The 19,348-nt window shown below is 66.0% G+C and carries 22 protein-coding genes and 1 riboswitch; of the genes, 14 read left to right on the forward strand and 8 right to left on the reverse strand.

Annotated features, from left to right (window positions below; translation table 11 throughout):
• Window positions 1-12: 12 nt before the first annotated feature.
• On the reverse strand, window positions 13-1,488 hold the full coding sequence (locus tag JQ639_RS11095) for a hypothetical protein (RefSeq protein WP_211966151.1): 1,476 nt from the start codon (window positions 1,486-1,488) through the stop codon (window positions 13-15).
• A gap of 157 nt (window positions 1,489-1,645) precedes the next feature.
• Window positions 1,646-3,100, reverse strand: a complete 1,455-nt coding sequence (locus JQ639_RS11100; RefSeq protein ID WP_211966152.1) for a hypothetical protein — start codon at window positions 3,098-3,100, stop codon at window positions 1,646-1,648.
• Window positions 3,101-3,475: 375 nt separating this feature from the next.
• Between JQ639_RS11100 and JQ639_RS35255 the strand changes: the two genes are divergently transcribed.
• The 6 genes from JQ639_RS35255 to thiC all read left to right on the forward strand — a co-directional run bounded on the left by JQ639_RS35255 (window position 3,476) and on the right by thiC (window position 8,680).
• The gene (locus tag JQ639_RS35255; protein WP_371745051.1) at window positions 3,476-3,901 is read left to right on the forward strand and encodes a lytic transglycosylase domain-containing protein; all 426 of its coding nucleotides are present in this window, start codon (window positions 3,476-3,478) and stop codon (window positions 3,899-3,901) included.
• A 148-nt stretch (window positions 3,902-4,049) separates the two neighbouring features.
• Window positions 4,050-4,159, forward strand: a riboswitch (TPP riboswitch).
• Window positions 4,148-5,182: a glycine oxidase ThiO gene (gene thiO, locus JQ639_RS11110; protein ID WP_211966153.1), complete on the forward strand. Its 1,035-nt coding sequence runs from the start codon at window positions 4,148-4,150 to the stop codon at window positions 5,180-5,182. It overlaps the preceding riboswitch by 12 nt.
• Entirely contained in the window at window positions 5,173-5,370 is a 198-nt protein-coding gene (gene thiS, locus JQ639_RS11115) for a sulfur carrier protein ThiS (protein WP_211966154.1), read from the forward strand. Before thiO ends, thiS begins: the two co-directional genes overlap by 10 nt.
• A gap of 4 nt (window positions 5,371-5,374) precedes the next feature.
• Window positions 5,375-6,157 (forward strand): thiazole synthase, encoded by a 783-nt coding sequence (locus tag JQ639_RS11120; RefSeq protein ID WP_211966155.1) that lies wholly within the window; start codon window positions 5,375-5,377, stop codon window positions 6,155-6,157.
• Window positions 6,144-6,752 carry a thiamine phosphate synthase gene (locus JQ639_RS11125; RefSeq protein ID WP_211966156.1) on the forward strand — a complete coding sequence of 203 codons (609 nt, stop codon included), beginning with the start codon at window positions 6,144-6,146 and terminating at the stop codon, window positions 6,750-6,752. Before JQ639_RS11120 ends, JQ639_RS11125 begins: the two co-directional genes overlap by 14 nt.
• Window positions 6,753-6,781: 29 nt before the next feature.
• On the forward strand, window positions 6,782-8,680 hold the full coding sequence (gene thiC, locus JQ639_RS11130; RefSeq protein WP_211966157.1) for a phosphomethylpyrimidine synthase ThiC: 1,899 nt from the start codon (window positions 6,782-6,784) through the stop codon (window positions 8,678-8,680).
• An 81-nt stretch (window positions 8,681-8,761) separates the two neighbouring features.
• Here thiC and JQ639_RS11135 read toward each other — a convergent pair whose 3' ends face one another.
• Window positions 8,762-9,028: a DUF2277 domain-containing protein gene (locus JQ639_RS11135; protein ID WP_211966158.1), complete on the reverse strand. Its 267-nt coding sequence runs from the start codon at window positions 9,026-9,028 to the stop codon at window positions 8,762-8,764.
• A gap of 159 nt (window positions 9,029-9,187) precedes the next feature.
• Between JQ639_RS11135 and JQ639_RS11140 the strand changes: the two genes are divergently transcribed.
• The 3 genes from JQ639_RS11140 to JQ639_RS35810 all read left to right on the forward strand — a co-directional run bounded on the left by JQ639_RS11140 (window position 9,188) and on the right by JQ639_RS35810 (window position 11,303).
• Complete coding sequence (locus JQ639_RS11140; RefSeq protein ID WP_211966159.1) at window positions 9,188-9,793, forward strand: MSMEG_1061 family FMN-dependent PPOX-type flavoprotein; 606 nt, start codon at window positions 9,188-9,190, stop codon at window positions 9,791-9,793.
• Between the two features lie 108 nt (window positions 9,794-9,901).
• Window positions 9,902-10,588 carry a YoaK family protein gene (locus tag JQ639_RS11145; RefSeq protein ID WP_211966160.1) on the forward strand — a complete coding sequence of 229 codons (687 nt, stop codon included), beginning with the start codon at window positions 9,902-9,904 and terminating at the stop codon, window positions 10,586-10,588.
• Between the two features lie 121 nt (window positions 10,589-10,709).
• Window positions 10,710-11,303, forward strand: a complete 594-nt coding sequence (locus tag JQ639_RS35810) for a collagen-like domain-containing protein (protein WP_211966161.1) — start codon at window positions 10,710-10,712, stop codon at window positions 11,301-11,303.
• A gap of 110 nt (window positions 11,304-11,413) precedes the next feature.
• On the opposite strand, the gene JQ639_RS11155 is transcribed toward JQ639_RS35810, so the two are convergent.
• Window positions 11,414-11,803 (reverse strand): VOC family protein, encoded by a 390-nt coding sequence (locus tag JQ639_RS11155; protein ID WP_211966162.1) that lies wholly within the window; start codon window positions 11,801-11,803, stop codon window positions 11,414-11,416.
• 129 nt (window positions 11,804-11,932) lie between these two features.
• Here JQ639_RS11155 and JQ639_RS11160 point away from each other — a divergent pair, with 129 nt between their 5' ends.
• The 3 genes from JQ639_RS11160 (at window position 11,933) to JQ639_RS11170 (ending at window position 15,268) form a co-directional block, all read left to right on the forward strand.
• Window positions 11,933-12,421 carry a CinA family protein gene (locus JQ639_RS11160; RefSeq protein WP_211966163.1) on the forward strand — a complete coding sequence of 163 codons (489 nt, stop codon included), beginning with the start codon at window positions 11,933-11,935 and terminating at the stop codon, window positions 12,419-12,421.
• A 105-nt stretch (window positions 12,422-12,526) separates the two neighbouring features.
• On the forward strand, window positions 12,527-14,626 hold the full coding sequence (locus JQ639_RS11165) for a S9 family peptidase (protein WP_211966164.1): 2,100 nt from the start codon (window positions 12,527-12,529) through the stop codon (window positions 14,624-14,626).
• A gap of 279 nt (window positions 14,627-14,905) precedes the next feature.
• Window positions 14,906-15,268, forward strand: coding sequence for a hypothetical protein (locus JQ639_RS11170; protein ID WP_211966165.1), 363 nt, complete (start codon window positions 14,906-14,908; stop codon window positions 15,266-15,268).
• A gap of 68 nt (window positions 15,269-15,336) precedes the next feature.
• On the opposite strand, the gene bfr is transcribed toward JQ639_RS11170, so the two are convergent.
• The 3 genes from bfr to JQ639_RS11185 form a co-directional block, all read right to left on the reverse strand.
• Window positions 15,337-15,819 (reverse strand): bacterioferritin, encoded by a 483-nt coding sequence (gene bfr / locus JQ639_RS11175; RefSeq protein WP_211966166.1) that lies wholly within the window; start codon window positions 15,817-15,819, stop codon window positions 15,337-15,339.
• Between the two features lie 149 nt (window positions 15,820-15,968).
• Entirely contained in the window at window positions 15,969-16,292 is a 324-nt protein-coding gene (locus JQ639_RS11180) for a (2Fe-2S)-binding protein (protein ID WP_211966167.1), read from the reverse strand.
• A 172-nt stretch (window positions 16,293-16,464) separates the two neighbouring features.
• Window positions 16,465-16,875, reverse strand: a complete 411-nt coding sequence (locus JQ639_RS11185; RefSeq protein WP_211966168.1) for a nuclear transport factor 2 family protein — start codon at window positions 16,873-16,875, stop codon at window positions 16,465-16,467.
• A 315-nt stretch (window positions 16,876-17,190) separates the two neighbouring features.
• On the opposite strand from JQ639_RS11185, the gene JQ639_RS11190 reads away from it, so the two are divergent.
• Window positions 17,191-17,502, forward strand: a complete 312-nt coding sequence (locus tag JQ639_RS11190; RefSeq protein WP_349644606.1) for a hypothetical protein — start codon at window positions 17,191-17,193, stop codon at window positions 17,500-17,502.
• Between the two features lie 156 nt (window positions 17,503-17,658).
• Window positions 17,659-17,964, forward strand: coding sequence for a GIY-YIG nuclease family protein (locus tag JQ639_RS11195; protein ID WP_211966170.1), 306 nt, complete (start codon window positions 17,659-17,661; stop codon window positions 17,962-17,964).
• 9 nt (window positions 17,965-17,973) lie between these two features.
• Here JQ639_RS11195 and JQ639_RS11200 read toward each other — a convergent pair whose 3' ends face one another.
• On the reverse strand, window positions 17,974-19,143 hold the full coding sequence (locus JQ639_RS11200) for an amino acid aminotransferase (protein ID WP_211966171.1): 1,170 nt from the start codon (window positions 19,141-19,143) through the stop codon (window positions 17,974-17,976).
• Window positions 19,144-19,348 lie beyond the last annotated feature (205 nt).

The raw sequence follows: 19,348 nt of genomic DNA on the forward strand, positions 1-19,348 counted from the left end.
GCGGAACAGCGTTCAGGCGGGATTGGCCCGGATGCGGCCCGTCACCGGACCGGTACGGATGTAAACTACCGCGAGGTCATTGCTGAAGACCTTCTTCCAGCCATCGATATGCGCCATCAGGAGCGCGAGCGGCGTGCCGGCATAAAACACGGCGGCGTCGAGATCATAGGTTTCGACGGCGCGGAAGAAAGCATCGGGATCCTTGAGCAGCAGCGCATTCCAGTGGTCGAGCGCAAAACGCTCGCCATAGAGTTCGGCGCGGCCGTCAATCAGCGGCTTCATGCCGACCCAGATCATGTAGCCGCCGAACCCGTAGTCGTTGAACACCCGTGTCGCATGATGTTCCCGCAGGGCGGCGACCGCCGAGGCATAGTTATCCTCCTCGGGCATGCGGATGCCGCGCACCGAGGCGAACAGGGCCAGTGCCCCCGCGGCAACCGCGATCGCCGGCAACAGACCGAACCGGCCGGCTGCGGCTTGCACGTGGCGCCGGGCCAGCCCGAACTGATCGGCCACCGGCGTCAGCGCGATCACCGGCAGCAGCAGCACGAACACCTCGACATTGCGCATGTGCGCCAATGCCATATGCAGCAGGCCGAGCATCAGCACGATGCGCGTCGGCGGCAGGCGAACACCGAAATACAGTGCCGATCCGATCAGCGCCAGCAACGCGCCTTCGAACATGACGAACACCGAGAAGTCGACCGGACGCCACTCGGAGATCACCTGCAGCAGTTCGCCGAGGTCGAGAATTCTGTGCGCCGCAAGCAGCACATTCCAGCCATAGGGCGTCAGGCAGCAAGCGGCGACGCCGGCGAGGCCGAACAACGCCCACTGCACGAACAACGAGCGGCGCTGTTCGGGCTCAGCGCGCCACAACACATCGAGAGCGACACCGCCAAGCAGCACCACGCCGAACACGAAGCTGCCGTGGAGATTGGCCCACAGCACGAGCACGCCGAGGAGACCGAACGAGGGCCGTGTCGACCGATCGGCGGCTGCGATCAGACCACAAGCCCAGGCCACCATGACTGGCATTGCCAGCACATGAGGGCGAGCGAAGAAATGGAACGATGACAGCGTGAACGCCATGATCGCGACGAAGCTGGCTGATATCGGCGACAGACGCTGCTCGAGAAAACGCGTGAGCAGCGCCACCGCACCGCCGAGCGCGAGCGCGCACAGCAGGATGACGCCGGTCCAGCCCGCCGCCGCATAAGCCAGCGCAAACAGCACCTGCGACAGCCACGACGACGACATCCACGGCTCACCGGTCCTGGTGAGAGAGTAGATATCGACATAGGGCACGGCACGGTTGGCGAGAATCCATTCGCCGACCTTGATCTGCCACAGCGTATCGGTGTCGAACAGCATCTTCGGACCGAGCAACAGCACCATCACGGCGGCGCCGATGGCGAGACAGAACCAGGCCGGCGGCCACGCGAGGGCGCGGCTCGGACGCAGGCTGTCGACGCTGGTGACGCTCATGAATACGCTCGGAGTGTGGGCCGGACGGCGCGATCCAATCAGCCAACCGATAATTTCACGTAAACCGAGAGGGCCAAGGCGGCGCGAAAGCCGATAAAGCCACTGATATCTCTGACGAAATTCTTACGGATGTGCGGTGCCCGACATTCGGATCGCTTCAGCGGGGGGCCTCGCGCACATGGATGACCGCAACATCGTTCGCGAACACCCGGTGCCATCCCGCGAGACGATCCATGACCCGGACCGCCGGCGTCGCCGGATCGAGCATCGTCGCTCCGAGGGCGTTGTCCGCAAGCAGCCTGAACAGGCCGTCAGGCTCCTCCAGCGAGATCGCCTTGAAATACCCGACGACCGTGCTCTCGCCGTACAACTCGGCTCGGCTGTCGATAAAGGGCCTGAGCCCGGCCCAGATCATCGCCCCGCCGAGGCTGTAATCGTTGAGGACACGCGTGGCTCCGGTGGCCTGCAGTGCCGCGATCGCGGCGGAACTGTCGTTCTCGAGCGGCGGGCGACTCGGGCGGATCGAGGCCAGCACGCCGATGAGGCCCACGGCCGCGACCAGCACAAGCCCACCACCGAACCATGACGGGCGCGCCCCGGGGCGTTCAGGCTTCAGCGCGGCACCGAAGCGCGCGCCCATCGGCGCCAGCACGATCAGCGGCAGCAGCAGTGCGAAAACCTCGACATTGCGAACATGCGTGAGCGCCATGTGGAGCAGGCCGAGGACGAGCAGGATCCGCGGCGGCGACAGCCGCATGCCGAGATGCAGCATGAGCGCGAGCAGCATCAGCAAACAACCCTCGAACAGTCCGAACCGCGCGAAACTGAGCGGCGCCCATTCGGCAATGACCCCGAGCGCACCGCCGAGGCCGAGAATCTTTCGCGCCGCGAGCAGCGCATCCCAGCCATAAGGCGTGATACAGCAGGCCAGCGCCGCGGCGGCCACAAACAGCGCCCACTGCAAGGCCAGCGGCCAGCGCCGCGCAGGCGCCGCGTTCCACACCGCGTCGAGGCCGATCGGCGCGACCAACGCCAGTCCGAGCACGAAGCCGCCATGGAGATTGGTCCACAACACCAGCAGCGGCAGCAGCCAGAACGACGGGCGCGCGCCGCGGTCGGCCGCCCCGATCAATCCTGCAGTCCACGCCACCATGATCGGCATCGCCAGCACATGGGGCCGTGCGAGGAAATGCTGCGCCGACAGCGCGAACGCCACCATCGCAACGAAGCCGGCCAGGATCGGCGACATCTGCCGTTCGAGCGCATGTACCAGAACGCCGATGGTCGTGGCGATCGCAAGCGCTGTCAGCACCACGACACCGATCCAGCCGGCGTTGTCGTAGGCGCTTGCGAACAGCACCTGCGCCAGCCACGACGACGACATCCACGGCTCACCGGCCCTGGTCAGCGAATAGATGTCGACATGGGGCACCGCGCGATGGGCGATGATCCATTGCCCGACCTTGATCTGCCACAGCGTGTCCGGATCGAGCAGCAGGCGGTTGCCGAGCAGCACCGCCAGCACACATGCGCCAGCGGCCAGCAGCAGAAAGGCCGGCGGACGCGCCAGGCTTCGGCTTTGCGGAACGGTGTCCAGGCTGGTTACGGTCATCGAAACTGTGAAACTCGCCCTCGGTACGCGGAACCCAATCAGCGAAGCCATAATTTCAGGTAAATCACGGCAGGCAATTCAACGCTTCATTTGGCCAAGCTACTGAAAAAGCAGCCAATCCGCCCGATTGCCGCATCCGCGTGCCGCCAGCCCCATCATTGCCACGAATGACTGACACATCCGCCGCGAAATCGCCGGCCTTGCGCCGCCTCTCTCGCCTGCACACCGGAATTCGCCATGCGCCCTTTGCCAATGCTCGGTTTCGTCACCTGCCTCGCTGTTGCGGCAACCGGACCGGCCAGGGCACAGGACGCCCCGCAAACGCAGGAGGCCGTTGAAGCGCAGGACGCACCCCTCGCACAGGAAGCACCGCAGGTGAAGGAGGCCCCGCAGAAGCGCGGCGCACGAAAGCCGGCCGCCACGGCCGAGAAGCATCCCTACGACGCGATCATCGCCAGCCATGCCGTCAGCAATGGCGTGCCGGAAGAGCTGATCCATCGTGTCATCAGGCGCGAGAGCCGCTATCAGCCCAACCTGATCGGCCACGGCGGCACCATCGGCCTGATGCAGATCAAGCTCGGCACGGCGCGCAGCCTTGGCTACACCGGCACCGCCGAAGGCCTGCGCGATCCCGAGACCAATCTCACCTACGGCATCCGCTATCTCGCCGGCGCCTATCGCACGGCGAACGGCAATCACGACCGCGCGGTGTCCTACTACGCCGGCGGCTACTACTACGCCGCCAAGCGCCAGCGCAAAATGCCGCTGGTGCTGCATGTCATCGACGCGCCCGGACGTTGAGCCGCGTTCGCGGTTGTGCGCCGCACAGCAGCTGTTGCCGAACCATTCCCGCACGCGCAGGGCCGCACAAGCAGCCTCGCATTCTGTTCCCGCGCGCAGCGCGCGTCCGCCATGCGGTTGACCTTTTGTGACGGCGGACTAATATTGCGCCAGTTCCGAGGGGGGCTCCGGCAAGGAGCTGAGATACCGCAGATGGCGCGGTGACCCTTTGAACCTGATCCGGGTCATGCCGGCGAAGGGACAGGGATGCTTCAGACCGCTACCGATTTACGTACATTGCCGATTCGCGCGTCCAACGACCTCAACGTCGATGTCATCGGCGCGGGCGTCGCCGGCACGTGGCAGGCGCTGATGCTGGCCAAGGCCGGCTGCCGTGTCACCGTCTACGAGCGCGATACCGCCGCGCTGACGACCGCCACCAGCCATGTCGCCGGCGGCATGCTGGCGCCGTGGTGCGAAGCCGAATCGTCCGAGCCGGTGATCGTGCGTCTTGGCGTCCGCGCGCTCGACCTGTGGCGCGAAGAACTGCCCGACGTGCCGTTCAACGGTTCGCTTGTGGTGGCGCATCCGCGCGACCGCGCCGATTTCGAGCGCTTCGCGCGCCTCACCGATCATCACCGCCGGCTCGATGCCGACGGCGTCAACGACCTCGAACCGTCACTCGACGGCCGCTTCCGCGAAGCCTTGTTCTTTCCCGACGAAGGTCATGTCGAACCGCGCCGCGTGCTGCCGCAGCTCCATGCCCGCCTCACGGCCATGGGCGTGACGATCCGCTTCGAGACCGAACGCACGGACAGCGTCGCCGATCTCACGATCGATTGCCGCGGTCTCGCCGCGCGGGACATTGCGCCGGACCTGCGCGGCGTCAAGGGCGAGATGATCCTGGTCGAGACCGACGAGGTGCACCTGTCGCGACCGGTTCGCTTCCTGCACCCGCGCTGGCCGCTCTACGTCATTCCGCGCGACAACAACCGCTTCATGATCGGCGCCACCTCGATCGAGAGCGAGGATCGCGGCGTCAGCGTGCGTTCGGCGCTCGAACTGCTGAGCGCCGCCTATGCGGTGCATCCCGCGTTCGGCGAGGCGCGGATCATCGAGGTCAATGCCGGCCTGCGCCCGGCCTTTCCCGACAACCTGCCGCGCATCGACGTCAGGAACGACACCATCGCGGTCAACGGCCTGTACCGGCACGGCTTCCTGCTGGCGCCGGCGCTCGCGGAACTGACCGCGGCCTATGTCGCGCGCGGCGAAATCGACAACGAGGTGATGCGATGTTCCTGATCGTCAATGGCGAGCGCAGGGAGACGCAGGCGACGCGTGTCGACGCGCTGCTGGGCGAACTCGACTACGCGGGCAATCACCTCGCGGTCGCGGTGAACTACGACGTGGTGCCGCGCAGCCGCTGGGCCGAGACGACACTGAACGATGGCGACCAGGTCGAGATCCTGACGCCGCGCCAGGGCGGATAACACCATGGTCAAATTCTACGACACCGAACTCTCCTCGCGCCTGCTGATCGGCACGGCGCTGTATCCTTCGCCGGCGATCATGCAAGCGTCGATCCGCGCGTCTGGCTCGGAAATGGTCACCGTCTCCGTGCGCCGCGAAAGCTCGGGCGGCAAGACTGGCGACGCATTCTGGTCGCTGATCCGCGAGCTCGGCGTGACGGTGCTGCCCAACACCGCCGGCTGCAAGAGCGTCCGCGAGGCGGTGACCACTGCCAGGCTCGCTCGCGAGCTGTTCGATACCAACCGTATCAAGCTCGAAGTGATCGCCGACGACGAGACGCTGCAGCCTGACGTGGTCGGCCTGGTCGAAGCCGCGACCATCCTGATCAAGGACGGCTTTGAGGTCTTCCCCTATTGCACCGAGGATCTCGGCGTCGCGCTGCGCCTCGTCGACGCCGGCTGCCGTGTGGTAATGCCCTGGGCGTCGCCGATCGGCAGTGCACGCGGCATCACCAACCGCGACGCGCTGAAGCTGCTGCGCCAGCGCCTGCCCGACATCACGCTGGTGGTCGACGCCGGCATCGGCGCGCCGTCGCATGCCGCCGAGGCGCTTGAACTCGGCTTCGACGCCGTGCTGCTCAACACCGCGGTGGCGAAGGCCGCCGATCCCGTGGCGATGGCGGGTGCGTTCCGCAAGGCGATCGAGGCCGGTCGCACCGGCTTCGAGGCCGGCCTGATGGGCGCCCGCGACTTCGCTTCCCCCTCCACCCCTGTCATCGGGACTCCGTTCTGGCATGCCGTATCCTGACCGCTTCTATCCCGTCGTCGACAGCCTTGCCTGGGTCAAGCGCCTCGCCGCGCTCGGCGTCGGCACCGTGCAGTTGCGCGCCAAGGACCTCGACGACGACGCGGCGCTAACGCTGGTGCGCGACGCGCTCGCCGCCACGCGCGGCACCGGCCTCAAGCTCGTGGTCAACGACTACTGGCGCGCCGCGATCGACGCCAGGGCCGAACATGTTCATCTCGGCCAGGAGGATCTTGCCGACGCCGACGTCAAGGCGATCAAGGCCGCCGGGCTGACGCTTGGCCTGTCGACCCATGACGACGCCGAGCTCGACAACGCGCTGCGCCATCAGCCCGACTATGTCGCGCTCGGCCCGATCTTCTTCACGACGCTGAAGGCAATGCGCTTCGCGCCGCAGGGCATTCCCAAGATCACCGAATGGAAGAAGCGCGTCGGCGCCATTCCGCTGGTCGCGATCGGCGGCATCAAGCTCGAGCACGCCGCCGAGATCTTTGCCGCCGGCGCCGATTCCATCGCCGTCGTCAGCGACGTCACCCAGAACACCGATCCGGACGCGCGGGTGCGCGCCTGGCTCGATCACGAGTCCCAGCCCGCTTAAGAGATTTTGAGAATTTCAAGGAGGATGCCATGAACATTCGCTCCAATCCCGATGCTACCCGAGCCGCCGTCACCACCGGCCCGCTGTCGTCGTCGAAGAAGATCCATGTCACGCCGGAGGCGGCGCCCGACCTGCGCGTGCCGCTGCGCGAGATCATCCTGTCGGAAGGCGCCGGCGAGCCCAACCTGCCGGTCTACGATACTTCCGGCCCCTACACCGACCCGTCGGTGCTGATCGACGTCAACGCCGGCCTCTCCCGCACCCGTTCCGCCTGGGTCAAGGAGCGCGGCGGCGTCGAGGAGTATGACGGCCGTATCATCAAGCCCGAGGACAACGGCAACGTCGGCGCCGCCCATGCCGCTGCCGCCTTCAAGGCCCATCACAAGCCGCTGCGTGGCCTCGACGGCCACATGATCACCCAGCTCGAATTCGCCCGCGCCGGCATCATCACCAAGGAGATGATCTACGTCGCCGAGCGCGAAAACCTCGGCCGCAAGCAGCAGCTCGAGCGCGCGGAAGCTGCTCTCGCCGACGGCGAGAGCTTTGGCGCCGCAGTGCCGGCCTTCATCACGCCTGAGTTCGTGCGCTCGGAGATCGCGCGCGGCCGCGCCATCATCCCCTGCAACATCAACCATGCCGAGCTCGAGCCGATGATCATCGGCCGCAACTTCCTCACCAAGATCAACGCCAATATCGGCAACTCGGCCGTGACCTCGTCGGTCGAGGAAGAGGTCGACAAGATGGTGTGGGCGATCCGCTGGGGCGCCGACACCGTGATGGACCTCTCGACCGGCCGCAACATCCACACCACCCGCGAGTGGATCCTGCGCAACGCGCCGATCCCGATCGGCACCGTGCCGATCTACCAGGCCCTGGAGAAGGTCAACGGCGATCCGGTCAAGCTGGACTGGGAAGTCTACAAGGATACCCTGATCGAGCAGTGCGAGCAGGGCGTCGACTATTTCACCATCCATGCCGGCGTGCGCCTCGCCTACGTGCCGCTGACCGCGAACCGCGTCACCGGCATCGTGTCGCGCGGCGGCTCGATCATGGCCAAGTGGTGCCTCGCGCATCACAAGGAGAGCTTCCTGTACGAGCGCTTCGACGAGATCTGCGACCTGATGCGCAAGTACGACGTGTCGTTCTCGCTCGGCGACGGCCTGCGTCCGGGCTCGATCGCCGACGCCAACGACCGCGCCCAGTTCGCGGAGCTGGAGACGCTCGGCGAGCTCACCCAGATCGCCTGGAAGAAGGGCTGCCAGGTGATGATCGAGGGACCCGGCCACGTGCCGATCCACAAGATCAAGATCAACATGGACAAGCAGCTCAAGGAGTGCGGCGAAGCGCCGTTCTATACCCTCGGACCGCTGACCACCGACATCGCGCCGGGCTACGACCACATCACCTCGGGCATCGGCGCCGCCATGATCGGCTGGTTCGGCTGCGCCATGCTGTGCTACGTCACGCCGAAGGAGCATCTCGGCCTGCCCAACCGCGACGACGTCAAGACCGGCGTCATCACCTACAAGATCGCGGCCCATGCCGCCGATCTCGGCAAGGGCCATCCGGCGGCGCAGCTGCGCGACGACGCGCTGTCGCGCGCCCGCTTCGACTTCCGCTGGCAGGACCAGTTCAACCTCGGCCTCGATCCGGACACCGCGATGGCGTTCCACGACGAGACCCTGCCGAAGGAAGCGCACAAGGTGGCGCACTTCTGCTCGATGTGCGGCCCGAAGTTCTGCTCGATGAAGATCACCCAGGACGTGCGCGACTACGCCGCCACGCTGAACGATCCGAACTCGGTCGGGATGTCGGTGTCCGGCACCATCGCCGACGGCATGGCGGAGATGAGCGACAAGTTCCGCAAGATGGGCGGTGAGGTCTATCTCGACGCCGACAAGGTCAAGGAGAGCAACCGGGCGCTGTGAGCGCCCGGACTGCCCCTATGGAGAGCAATGACAACGACAAACGCGCGGCCTCGCCGCGCGGTTTTGCGTTTCCGGCCTGTGTCAGGCGAAACGCGACCGCGACCGCTCCCGTGCCTTCTCGGCCTCGATCTCGCGGTCACGCGCCGGGGCATGGGTGTGCAGCGACGTCAGCAGCCGCCGCGCCACATCACTCACCTCCCGCACAGCGAGATCGAACGCCTCGGCATTGGCCTGCGACGGCTTGTTGAAGCCCGATAGCTTGCGCACGAACTGCAGCGCCGAAGCATGGATCTCGTCTTCGGTCGCGGACGGCTCGAAGTTGAACAGCGTCTTGATGTTACGACACATGGCAGCCTCCTGGCTCTGACGATATCCTAGCGCCGGATCGACGGGAACACGACCCGTCGCAACATGCCGCGCAGCGAGGTGAGCCACTCACGCGCACAAGTCTTTGCGCCGCCCGGTTCCAATGCTAGCTTTCATCCGCCGACCTTTCGCGGAGCCGCCATGACTGATCTCGTTTCCGACGACCTCGCCACCATCTATCCGGCCCCGAGCCCGCGGGTCATCGCCAAGCAGCGGCCGACGCTCGACGCCCATTCCGCGAAGTTCATCGCCATGTCGCCGTTCTGCGTACTCGCCACCGGCGGTCCGGACGGCACAGTCGACGCCTCCCCGCGCGGCGGCGGGATCGGTTTCGTCCATGTCAACGGACAGGACGAACTGCTGATACCCGACCGCGCCGGCAACAACCGGATCGACAGCTTCAGGAATGTCCTCTCCGGCAGCGGCTATGTGCAGCTGATCTTCTTCGTGCCGGGCCTCGACGAGACCCTGCGGGTCGGGGGCCAGGCCACCGTGTCGGCCGATCCGGAATTGCTGGCAAGAATGGAGGAGTTCGGCAAGCCGCCGCGCGCGGTGCTGCGCGTCGCCGTGCGCGAGGCGTATTTCCACTGCGGCAAGGCGCTGATGCGCTCGAAGCTGTGGGCGCCGGAGGCGAGGGTCGCTCGCAGCAGCTTCCCGAGCATCGCCGAGGTCATCCACGACCAGACCAGCCTTGGCGCGCCGACGCCGCAAGCCGAGATCGAAGCCATCTACAAGACGCAGCTGTAAGCCATCGCAGGGCGAGGCACGCACCGCAGAGCTGATCGCACCGGCGCGGCCGGCACGGCGCAGCAACAACGACCGAAGCAAGAACGACCGAAGCACGACCGGGGACGCATGAAACGACCCAATCCGCAAACCATCATGGTGGCACTGCTGTCGTTCAACGCCGGCTTCGTTGACGCCACCGGATTCTTCGGCCTGCAGGGCCTTTTCGTCGCCCATGTCACCGGCAACTTCGTGACGCTCGGCGCGGCGCTGGTCCACGGCAGCCATGGTGTCGTCGGCAAGGTGCTGGCGCTGCCAGAATTCGTCGCCGTGGTGGCGCTGGCGCACATCGCCGGCCGCGCCTTACAGGCGCGCAAGCGACCGGCGCAGCGTGTGCTGCTCGCCGCCAAGGTGGTGCTGCTGCTCGCGTTCTTCGCCCTCGCCGTGACCTATGGCCCCTTCCCCGATCCTAACACGCCGGCGGCGCTGCTCACCGGCTTCAGCGGCATCGCCGCCATGGCGGTGCAGAATGCCGTGCAGCGCGTCCACTTCGGCACCCTGCCGCCGACCACCATGATGACCGGCTCGACCGTGCAGGCGACGCTCGATGCCGTCGACCTGCTCGGCGGCGGCGGCGACCCTGCCCAAGCTGCCGCGCTGCGCTCGCGGTTCGGCCGCATCGCAATCACGCTTGCCAGCTTTGGCCTGGGCTGCGCACTGGCGGCCCTGCTCTACGCGCGGTTTGGCTTCTGGTGCCTCGGCGTTGCCGTGGTCGTGGGTGCCGCGGCCGCGGCAATCCGCAGCAGCGACGGCTGAACTGCCCTGTTTTGCGGGGCGACTTTGCGGTCTTGTCCCCATCCCCCCGCCGGAGCTGAATTGAATCCGTCATAACCCGTCTGTTAAGAGACAAACGACCGACATCGTGCGGAGGTGAAACGTGGCTGACGACGACGCAACCGGCCGGCGGGGACGCGCAGGCCCTCCGGGACCGCAAGGCAAACCGGGCCCCCAGGGCCCTCGCGGTAACGCCGGCGCACCGGGTAAGCCGGGACCGCAGGGCCATATCGGCAAGCGCGGTCCCGACGGGTTGCGTGGCAAGGAAGGGCCGCAGGGCAAGCCGGGCCCGTCCGGCCCGCCAGGCAAAGCTGGCCCTGCAGGCCCTCGCGGCGAAGCCGGACTTCCCGGCAAGCCTGGCCCGCAAGGCCCGGCCGGACCTCAGGGGCCGCAGGGTGAACGCGGCCCCCGCGGCGAGGCGGGCCCCCAGGGCCCCGCCGGCACGCTGCCGTCCATGGACCAGATCCGCCCTTGGCTGCATCTCGTCTTCCAGGAATGGGAGGCGTATCTCGAGCAGCGCGCCCATGAGAAGGAAGAGGCGCGGCTGCGCGAGATCCACGAGCGCGAGGCACGCGAGCAGGCTGCGCGCGCGGAGGCGGAGGCTGCTGCGAGCGAGGACGACGACGCCGAAGACAACGATGACGAGGCCGACCATCACGGCAAGAAAAAGAAGCACAAGCACAAGAAGGACAAGTAACGTCCGCACGTGCTGTGCCGCCCGCGCTGCAGGCCGTCATCACCTGGAACACATGACAATGCCCGGCCATGGCCGGGCATTGGTGTTTTCAGCGACTGCGGCGATCGGTGTCAGGTGTATTTCGGATCGCGCTCGAGCAGCTCGATCGATACGCCCTGCGGCCCCTGGATGAAGCAGATGCGGATGCCGGGGCGCGGGGTGTGCACCTCCGTCGTGAACGTGACGCCCTTGGCTTTCAACTCGGCGGCCACCGCGTCGACGTCCTTCACCGAAAGAGCAAAATGATCGAGCCCCTGATGGGGCGAAACCGGCGGCGGATTGACGCCGTCACCGCTGGAAACCGGCATCAGGAAAACCTTTGCGCCGCCCAGCGCCAGATCGACGCGTTGCGGCAGGCGGATGATCTCCGCGCCGAGCATGCTCTCGAACCATTGCGCCGTCGCCTCCACATCCGGCGTGCGCAGATGGATGTGATCCCAGGTTACCTTGAAGCCAGCCATGTCGTCGTCCTTTCACGGTTCTCGGCCGCAGTTGTGACCCAAAACGGCGCACGACGCAAAATTCCGTCCGCCTTGAATCAGCCCGTCGCCCGCCGGATACTGCGCCCTTCTCCCACGTTCGGACGGCCCATGCAGACCCTCATTCCCCTCACCGAAATCATCGCCGCCCGCCTCATCGCCCGTGGTGACACCGTCGGCATCGCCGAATCCTCGACCGGTGGGCTGATCTCGGCCGCGCTGCTCGCGGTGCCCGGCGCCTCGGCCTACTTTCGCGGCGGCGGCGTGATCTATACGCCGCGCGCCCGCGCTGCCCTGGTCGACATCACCAAGGAGGAGATGGAAGGCCTGCGTGCCTCGACGGAGCCCTACGCGCTGCTGCTGGCGAATCGCGCCCGGGATCTGCTCGGCGCCACCTGGGGCCTCGGCGAGACCGGCGCCACCGGCCCGAGCGGCAACCGCTACGGCGATGCCGCAGGCCACTGCTGCTTCGCGGTCGCAGGCCCGATCGAGCGAGTCGGCACCCTCGAGACCGCGAGCCCCGACCGCCAGGCCAACATGCGCACTTTCGCGCAGCGGGCGCTGCAGCAGCTCGCGGACGCCATCGCCGCCGCCCCCTGAGGCGGACCGCGGTTCCCGACCGCCGGGACAAATTCGCACGGCCGCGGTGCGCAGGCGCCACGCTCACCATATATCCACCAGATCTTCGAACCTTTCCGGAAGCTCATGCCCGACACCAGCCCCATCGCACCCCCGCCGAATGCCGAGCGCCGCCCCCACGCGGTGACGCACCATGGCCTCACCGTCCAGGACGACTACGCCTGGCTGAAGGACCCGAACTGGCAGAAGGTGCTGCAGGACCCGGGCATTCTGGCGCCGGAAATCCGCAGCCATCTCGAAGCCGAGAACGCCTATGCCGAGAGTGTGCTCGGTCATACCGCCGCGCTGCAGAAGACGCTGGTCGCCGAGATGCGCGCACGCATCAAGGAGGACGATTCCAGCGTTCCGTCGCCGGACGGTCCGTTCGCCTATTTTCGCAAGTACCGTGAGGGCGGTCAGCACCCGCTGTTCGCGCGTCAGCCCCGCGACGGCGGCACCGAACATGTCATCCTCGACGGCGACGAACTCGCGACGCAGTCGGAGTTCTTCCAGTTCGGCGGCACACGGCACTCGCCCGACCATGCCCTGATCGCCTGGAGCGCAGATACCCGCGGCTCGGAGTACTACACCATCCGCGTGCGCGACTGGACAAGCGGACGGGATCTCGACGACGCCGTCGAGAACAGCGACGGCGGCGTGGTATGGACCGCAGACGCCCGCGCGTTCTACTATGTCCAGCTCGACGACAACCATCGCCCGACACGCGTCTATCGCCATCGCCTCGGTACACCGCAGGCCGACGATATCCTGATCTACGAGGAGACGGATTCGGGCTGGTTCACCCATCTCCACGAGAGCGCCAGCGGCCGCTTCTGCGTCATCGCCGGCGGTGACCACGAGACCTCCGAGCAGCGGCTGCTCGATCTCGCCGATCCCTATGCCACGCCACGCCTCGTCGCGGCCCGCGAGGACGGCGTACAATACTCGGTCGCCGACCGCGGCGACGAACTCTTCATCCTGACCAATGCCGACAAGGCGATCGACTTCAAGGTCGTCACCGCCCCGCTCGCCGATCCCGCGCGCGCCAACTGGCGCGATCTCATCCCCTATCGTCCTGGCGTGTATGTGCTCGACGTCGAGCTCTATGCCGGCTATCTGGTGCGGCTGGAGCGCAAGGACGCGCTGCCGTCGATCGTCATCCGCGATCTCGCTGATGGCGCCGAGCACGCAATCGCCTTCGACGAGGCGGCCTATTCGCTCGACACCATGGGCAGCTACGAGTTCGACACCACGGTGCTGCGCTTTGGCTATTCGTCGATGACGACGCCGTCGGAAGTTTTCGACTACGACATGGCGACGCGCGCGCGCGTGCTGCGCAAGCGTCAGGAGATCCCGTCGGGTCACGATCCGGCTGACTATGTCACCACGCGCATCATGGCGAACGCTGCCGACGGCGTGCAGGTGCCGGTGTCGATCCTGCACCGGCGTGATCTTGCGCGCGACGGCAAGGCGCCGCTGCTGCTTTATGGCTATGGCTCTTACGGCCACGCCATTCCCGCGTCGTTCTCCACCAACCGCCTGTCGCTGGTCGATCGCGGCTTCGTCTATGCCATCGCCCACGTCCGTGGCGGCGCCGACAAAGGCTGGTCGTGGTACCTCGACGGCAAGCGCGACAAGAAGACCAACACTTTCGACGATTTCGCAGCCTCGGCGCACGCCCTAATCGCAGCCGGCTACACCTCGGAGAAGCGGATCGTCGGCCACGGCGGCAGTGCCGGCGGCATGCTGATGGGCGCGGTCGCCAATCGTGCCGGCGAATTGTTTGCCGGCATCGTCGCCGAAGTGCCGTTCGTCGACGTGCTCAACACCATGCTCGATGACCAGTTGCCGTTGACGCCGCCGGAATGGCCCGAGTGGGGCAACCCGATCACGGACGCGGCGGCATTCCGGACCATCCTGTCGTACTCGCCCTACGACAATGTCGCCACGAAGGACTATCCCGCGATTCTGGCGATGGGCGGACTGACCGATCCGCGTGTGACCTACTGGGAGCCGGCGAAATGGATCGCGCGGCTGCGCGCAACGATGACCGGCGGCGGCCCTGTCCTGCTGCGCACCAACATGGGCGCAGGCCATGGCGGCGCGTCGGGGCGCTTCAACCGTCTCGACGAGGTGGCTCTCGCCTACGCATTCGCGCTGTGGGCGGCAGGCCTCGCACAGACTTAGGCACGGAGCGCGCGGCGCGCAGCGGCGCCGCTTCTCAACCCTGATGATAGCACCGGCGACATGCGGGCTACCGCATCGCCGGATGCTGCATCGTTTCACGCACGGACAAACTGCGCTAGATTTGTCGCAGTTTGGATTCGCCGTACCACACGGGCGCAAGCATCGCCCACCGCGGACGTCGCGCCGGCGAATGCTGCCGACACGGCGTCGCGCCGACGACGGTGCGTGAAGATCGAGGCCAATCGCCCGGTGTGTTCGACGTTCTGTGGAGGAACGTGCATGACGCTGCGCCTGGTCCGACTGTCTCTATCCCTATGCCTTGTCGTTGTCGCCTTCACCTCGACGGCGCTCGCCGTCGATCGCGGACAGTTCGAGAATGTTCCCGACAACATCCGCTCATGGTTCAAGTCGGTGCGCAGCCCGACAGGCGTGCCGTGCTGTGACATCGCCGATGGCCACCGCACGGCCTATGACGTGCGCGGCGGCGCCTACTGGGTGCCGATCGAGGGCGAGTGGATGCAGGTGCCTGACAAGGCCGTGGTGCGCGACGGCGGCAATCCGGTCGGCGAAGCCGTGGTGTGGTACGTGCGCCATGGCGGCGGCATCATCATCAATTGCTTCGTGCCCGCCGACGCGGCCTGATGGCAGACAAGCAAAAGCCCGGCACGGATGACGGGCCGGGCTCGTTGCGATGGCGCGATACGCCGAACTCAGTCGTGATCGAGCTCGCCGATGTGATGCTGCGAGTACAACTCGACGCCGATCCGCTTGGCGAGATCGATCTGCGTCTCGAGGAAGTCGATATGGCTCTCCTCGTCCTTCATCAGCTTTTCGAAGATATCGCGGGTGACGTAATCCTTCACCGCGTGGCAGTGCGTCGCCGCCTCCTCGTACAACGCGCGGGCCGAATACTCGGCCTTCAGGTCGCATTCCAGCACTTCCTGGACGTTCTGACCGATATGCAGCGGATCGAGCACCTGCATGTTCGGGAAGCCGTCGAGAAAGATGATCCGGTCGATTAGCTTGTCCGCGTGCTGCATCTCTTCGATCGATTCGGCGCGCCACTTCTTGGCGAGATCCTTCAGGCCCCAGTTGTCGAGCAGGCGGAAGTGCAGCCAGTACTGGTTGACGGCGGTCAGTTCGTGGCGAAGTGCCTTGTTGAGATACTCGATGACCTTCGGTTCGCCCTTCATGGAGCCGTTCCTTTCCGCTCGGCGCCAACCGTGGCGCCCTTCCGAATTTAGAATGCTTCTAAATGAGAACCGGAGGTGCGGCAAGCGTGGCGGCACCTCGATCCAGCAAAACCTTTTGGGAAGGGCAGTCTTTTCGAACCGGACGATCGTCAGGCCGTCAACACCACGACGGTATCCAGTTCCGCGACAATGTCCGCCGGAAAATGAATGGAACTCTCGGCCGGAGCGAGCCCATGCTTGTGGGGCACTGGATGGGCTTCGCTATGCGGACAGCCACTGCAGCACCCCTTGGCGCAGGCGCCAAGGGTATCACTCATGATCTTGCGGATGGTGCGGGCACAGCGGCCGCACTGGGCGCTGCACCCCAGGCAATTGTAGACCTGTCGCGCCGTGCGCGGCAGGTCGCCCACCGGGGCGGTCACTGCCGACCGCACGTCGGTGTCGGTCAGAACATTGCAGGAGCAGACGATCATGAAAGGCTGGCAATCCGGTAGTGATGCTGCCCTTTTCGATATTGAAGCCCGGCGGCCGATGCAAAAGGAAAAACCGTTGTTTGAAGCTATTCCAAACTGCTGAAAAAGCCCGGGAATTTGGAACGAATCTAAGTAGTCGACGGAATAATTTCCTGAGCCGTCGGGGCCCCTCTCACGGGATTTTGGCAGCCCATTTCGCCCGCCACCGCGGCGCCGGCAGCGGCTCGGCGAAATACAGCGTCTCGCGCGCGATCTTGCCGTCACGCAGCTCCATGATGCTCACCACGAACTCCGGCTCGCCGTCGTATGATGTCGTGTAATCGGTGACCCAGAGGTCGCCCTGCCCCAGCAGGCTGCGGACCGTGATGGTCGCACGCTGCGGATCAGCCCCACGGCTCGCCTTGATGTTGTCGCGACCGCTGATGCGCTCGCCGGTCTGCGGAACGTCGAGCAGTGCATCCTCGTGATAGATGCGATGCGCGAGTTCGAAATTGCCGCTGTCGATCGCTTTCCAGTACCGCTCCAGCAGCGCCCGGGTATCCAGGCCTTCGGCAAAATCGTCGCCCACAGCAAGGTCGTTCATCCCGATCTCCCAATTCCAAATTGTTCTCGCCGCCTGATCGCGCGGGGTCCGACGGCGTGCTCACCCCTGCAATTTAACCACAAGCCATGCGCGCTTTCACGCCGGAACGCAGTACCGATGCATGGCTTGGCTGCAGTTATAGCCCACCTGTGCCGGCATGGCCGGGAACAATTTGGATTAACGCTCTCTGGCGATTTTAAACCGCACTTTCGTCACATATGAGCTATAGCAGGGCCTGCAGCTCAATCACACATTGGTGGACTCATGCGGCAATTCCGAATTGCAGTGCTATTTCTTGTTGCCATGGCGGCCCCTGTGGCTGCCCAGGAAGCGGACGTCGCCGCTCCCGCGGCGAAGGTTTCGGTCTGGCGGGTCGCGGCAAGCGAAGTCGCCATCGCGCGTTATCGCGCGGCGCTGAAGCTGACCGCAGCACAGGAGAAGTACTGGCCGGCCGTCGCCAGCGCGCTGCGCACCCTCGCGCGCCTGCCGAAGGTCGACGAGGACGCCGTGCGCCGCGTCGCGCCGTCGGTTTCGCCACTGCTCGCAACCCTCGACGACCAACAGCGGCAAGTCGCCATGGGCCTCGTCCAGAAGGCCGGCCTTGCACAATACGCCTCGCTGTTCTGAGGCGCGGGCCGCGATCACGCGGCCTTTCGTGTGAAGCTGCAAGTCCCCTAGCCATGCTCGGCCCGCACGCACCGGCGACGCGGGCCGAAGTCGTTTTTGGCCGCAGCGGAACGCGGCCCGATTCCATGGCCCGCGATTCTGGTCTACGATTCCGCCATGGGCGATGCGCCGGACACGCCTCCGATACAGACCGCGACCAACATCGTCTACGTGCTCGGCAGCGCCGGCGCGCGGCCCGTGACCTATGTCGGCTGGACCAACGACCTTGCGCGCCGCCTCGCCCGGCACAACGCCGGCACAGGTGCACGCTCGACCCGCGGACGAAGCTGGGTGGTGCTGCACATCGAGACGTTCGCGACCCGCAACGAGGCGATGAGCCGGGAATGGCACCTCAAGCGTGATCGCGTCTTCCGCAAGCACCTGCTGCAGCGTCTGCGCGAGACGATCCGGCTACCGTCCTGACGCGAACGGTCAGCGGCGCAGGGCGGCGAATGCCGCGACCGCATCCGGCACCTGTGATGTCTTCAGGCCGGCGATGTTGATGCGCCCCGACGCGGGCATGTAGATGCCGTAACGCTCGCGCAGGTCAAGCACCTGGGCTTCGCTCAGCGGCAGCAGCGAGAACAGGCCATCCTGGTCGGCGATCGCGGCCGCGGGCTGCCAGGTTTCGCGCAAGCCTTCGGCGAGGCCGCGACGGATCCCTGCGAGGCGCACACGCATCTCGTCGAGTTCGTCGCTCCACTGCTGCCGAAGCACCGCATCCCCGAGAATGGTGCTCACGATCGCCGCGCCATGGTCCGGCGGCATCGAGTAGCTGGCGCGCGCCAGCGACACGAGGTTCGACTGTGCCGCATCGGCCTCGGCCTGCGAGCGGCCAACCGCGAAGATCGCACCGGTTCGCTCGCGATAAAGGCCGAACGACTTCGAGCCAGACACAGCGACCAGCGCCTCGGGCACGGCCGCGATCACCCGCCGCAACCCGGCGGCATCCTGTTCGATTCCTTCACCGAGCCCCTGGTAGGCGAGATCGATCAGCGGCACGATTCCACGGCGGGACAGCACGTCGGCGATCTCGCCCCACTGCGCCGGGCTGAGCCGCGCGCCGGTCGGGTTGTGGCAGCAGGCATGGAGCAGCGCCGCGTCGCCGGGATCCGCGCGGTTCAGCGCCGTGAGGCTCTCGTCGAACAGCATCGTCTGGGTATCGCAATCGAAGAAGCGATAGCTCTCGATCGGCAGGCCTGCCGCATTGAATATGCCGTTGTGGTTCGGCCACGTCGGCAACCCCAGCCAGATCCGCTTGACGCCGGACACCTTCAGCAGATCAGTCGCGAGCCGCAGCGCGCCGGAGCCACCGGGCGTCTGAACGCCCCCGACCGCAAACCGGCCATTTCCAGCGACCAGTTGCCAGAGACGATCGAGAAAGACGCGATCGCCTTCCGGCGCGACATAGGACTTGGTGTCCTGCGTCTCCCACAGCTGCCGCTCCGCAGCCTTCACAGCTCGCAGCACCGGCGTATCTCCCGCCTCGTCACGATAGACGCCGACGCCGAGGTCGATCTTGTTCGGACGCGGGTCCGATCGGAACAAACCGATCAGCGCGAGCAGGGGATCAGCAGGCTGAAGCTTGAGAGCGTCGAACATCGAGAACCCAATGATGATGGCAAGGAGAGGCGAACGGTGAACCCGAGCAGGGTCCGCACAAGATAGCAAGCCCGGCGCGTGCCGCCTATCGCAACATGCCCTCAGCGCAATCCATTTCCATCGCGCGAAACGCATGCAAGGCGCAACCTGCTTGGCAGCTGGCGCACGCGTGCTCTAGGATCAGCCACACGCGGGCGCAGCGCCC

Origin of the sequence: Bradyrhizobium sp. U87765 SZCCT0048 (assembly GCF_018131225.1) — a bacterium.
Taxonomy (GTDB): Bacteria; Pseudomonadota; Alphaproteobacteria; order Rhizobiales; family Xanthobacteraceae; genus Bradyrhizobium_A.

Excerpts from the sequence above, each read along its gene's own strand:
- thiS (WP_211966154.1), top strand. The coding sequence starts at position 5,173 with ATGTTCCTGATCGTCAATGGCGAGCGCAGGGAGACGCAGGCGACGCGT.
- JQ639_RS11195 (WP_211966170.1), top strand. The coding sequence starts at position 17,659 with ATGGGCGATGCGCCGGACACGCCTCCGATACAGACCGCGACCAACATC.
- JQ639_RS11120 (WP_211966155.1), top strand. The coding sequence starts at position 5,375 with ATGGTCAAATTCTACGACACCGAACTCTCCTCGCGCCTGCTGATCGGC.
- JQ639_RS11200 (WP_211966171.1), bottom strand. The coding sequence starts at position 19,143 with ATGTTCGACGCTCTCAAGCTTCAGCCTGCTGATCCCCTGCTCGCGCTG.
- JQ639_RS11180 (WP_211966167.1), bottom strand. The coding sequence starts at position 16,292 with ATGATCGTCTGCTCCTGCAATGTTCTGACCGACACCGACGTGCGGTCG.
- JQ639_RS11145 (WP_211966160.1), top strand. The coding sequence starts at position 9,902 with ATGAAACGACCCAATCCGCAAACCATCATGGTGGCACTGCTGTCGTTC.
- thiC (WP_211966157.1), top strand. The coding sequence starts at position 6,782 with ATGAACATTCGCTCCAATCCCGATGCTACCCGAGCCGCCGTCACCACC.
- JQ639_RS11165 (WP_211966164.1), top strand. The coding sequence starts at position 12,527 with ATGCCCGACACCAGCCCCATCGCACCCCCGCCGAATGCCGAGCGCCGC.
- JQ639_RS11100 (WP_211966152.1), bottom strand. The coding sequence starts at position 3,100 with ATGACCGTAACCAGCCTGGACACCGTTCCGCAAAGCCGAAGCCTGGCG.
- JQ639_RS11095 (WP_211966151.1), bottom strand. The coding sequence starts at position 1,488 with ATGAGCGTCACCAGCGTCGACAGCCTGCGTCCGAGCCGCGCCCTCGCG.
- bfr (WP_211966166.1), bottom strand. The coding sequence starts at position 15,819 with ATGAAGGGCGAACCGAAGGTCATCGAGTATCTCAACAAGGCACTTCGC.
- thiO (WP_211966153.1), top strand. The coding sequence starts at position 4,148 with ATGCTTCAGACCGCTACCGATTTACGTACATTGCCGATTCGCGCGTCC.
- JQ639_RS11125 (WP_211966156.1), top strand. The coding sequence starts at position 6,144 with ATGCCGTATCCTGACCGCTTCTATCCCGTCGTCGACAGCCTTGCCTGG.
- JQ639_RS11160 (WP_211966163.1), top strand. The coding sequence starts at position 11,933 with ATGCAGACCCTCATTCCCCTCACCGAAATCATCGCCGCCCGCCTCATC.
- JQ639_RS11135 (WP_211966158.1), bottom strand. The coding sequence starts at position 9,028 with ATGTGTCGTAACATCAAGACGCTGTTCAACTTCGAGCCGTCCGCGACC.
- JQ639_RS11185 (WP_211966168.1), bottom strand. The coding sequence starts at position 16,875 with ATGAACGACCTTGCTGTGGGCGACGATTTTGCCGAAGGCCTGGATACC.
- JQ639_RS11140 (WP_211966159.1), top strand. The coding sequence starts at position 9,188 with ATGACTGATCTCGTTTCCGACGACCTCGCCACCATCTATCCGGCCCCG.
- JQ639_RS11170 (WP_211966165.1), top strand. The coding sequence starts at position 14,906 with ATGACGCTGCGCCTGGTCCGACTGTCTCTATCCCTATGCCTTGTCGTT.
- JQ639_RS11155 (WP_211966162.1), bottom strand. The coding sequence starts at position 11,803 with ATGGCTGGCTTCAAGGTAACCTGGGATCACATCCATCTGCGCACGCCG.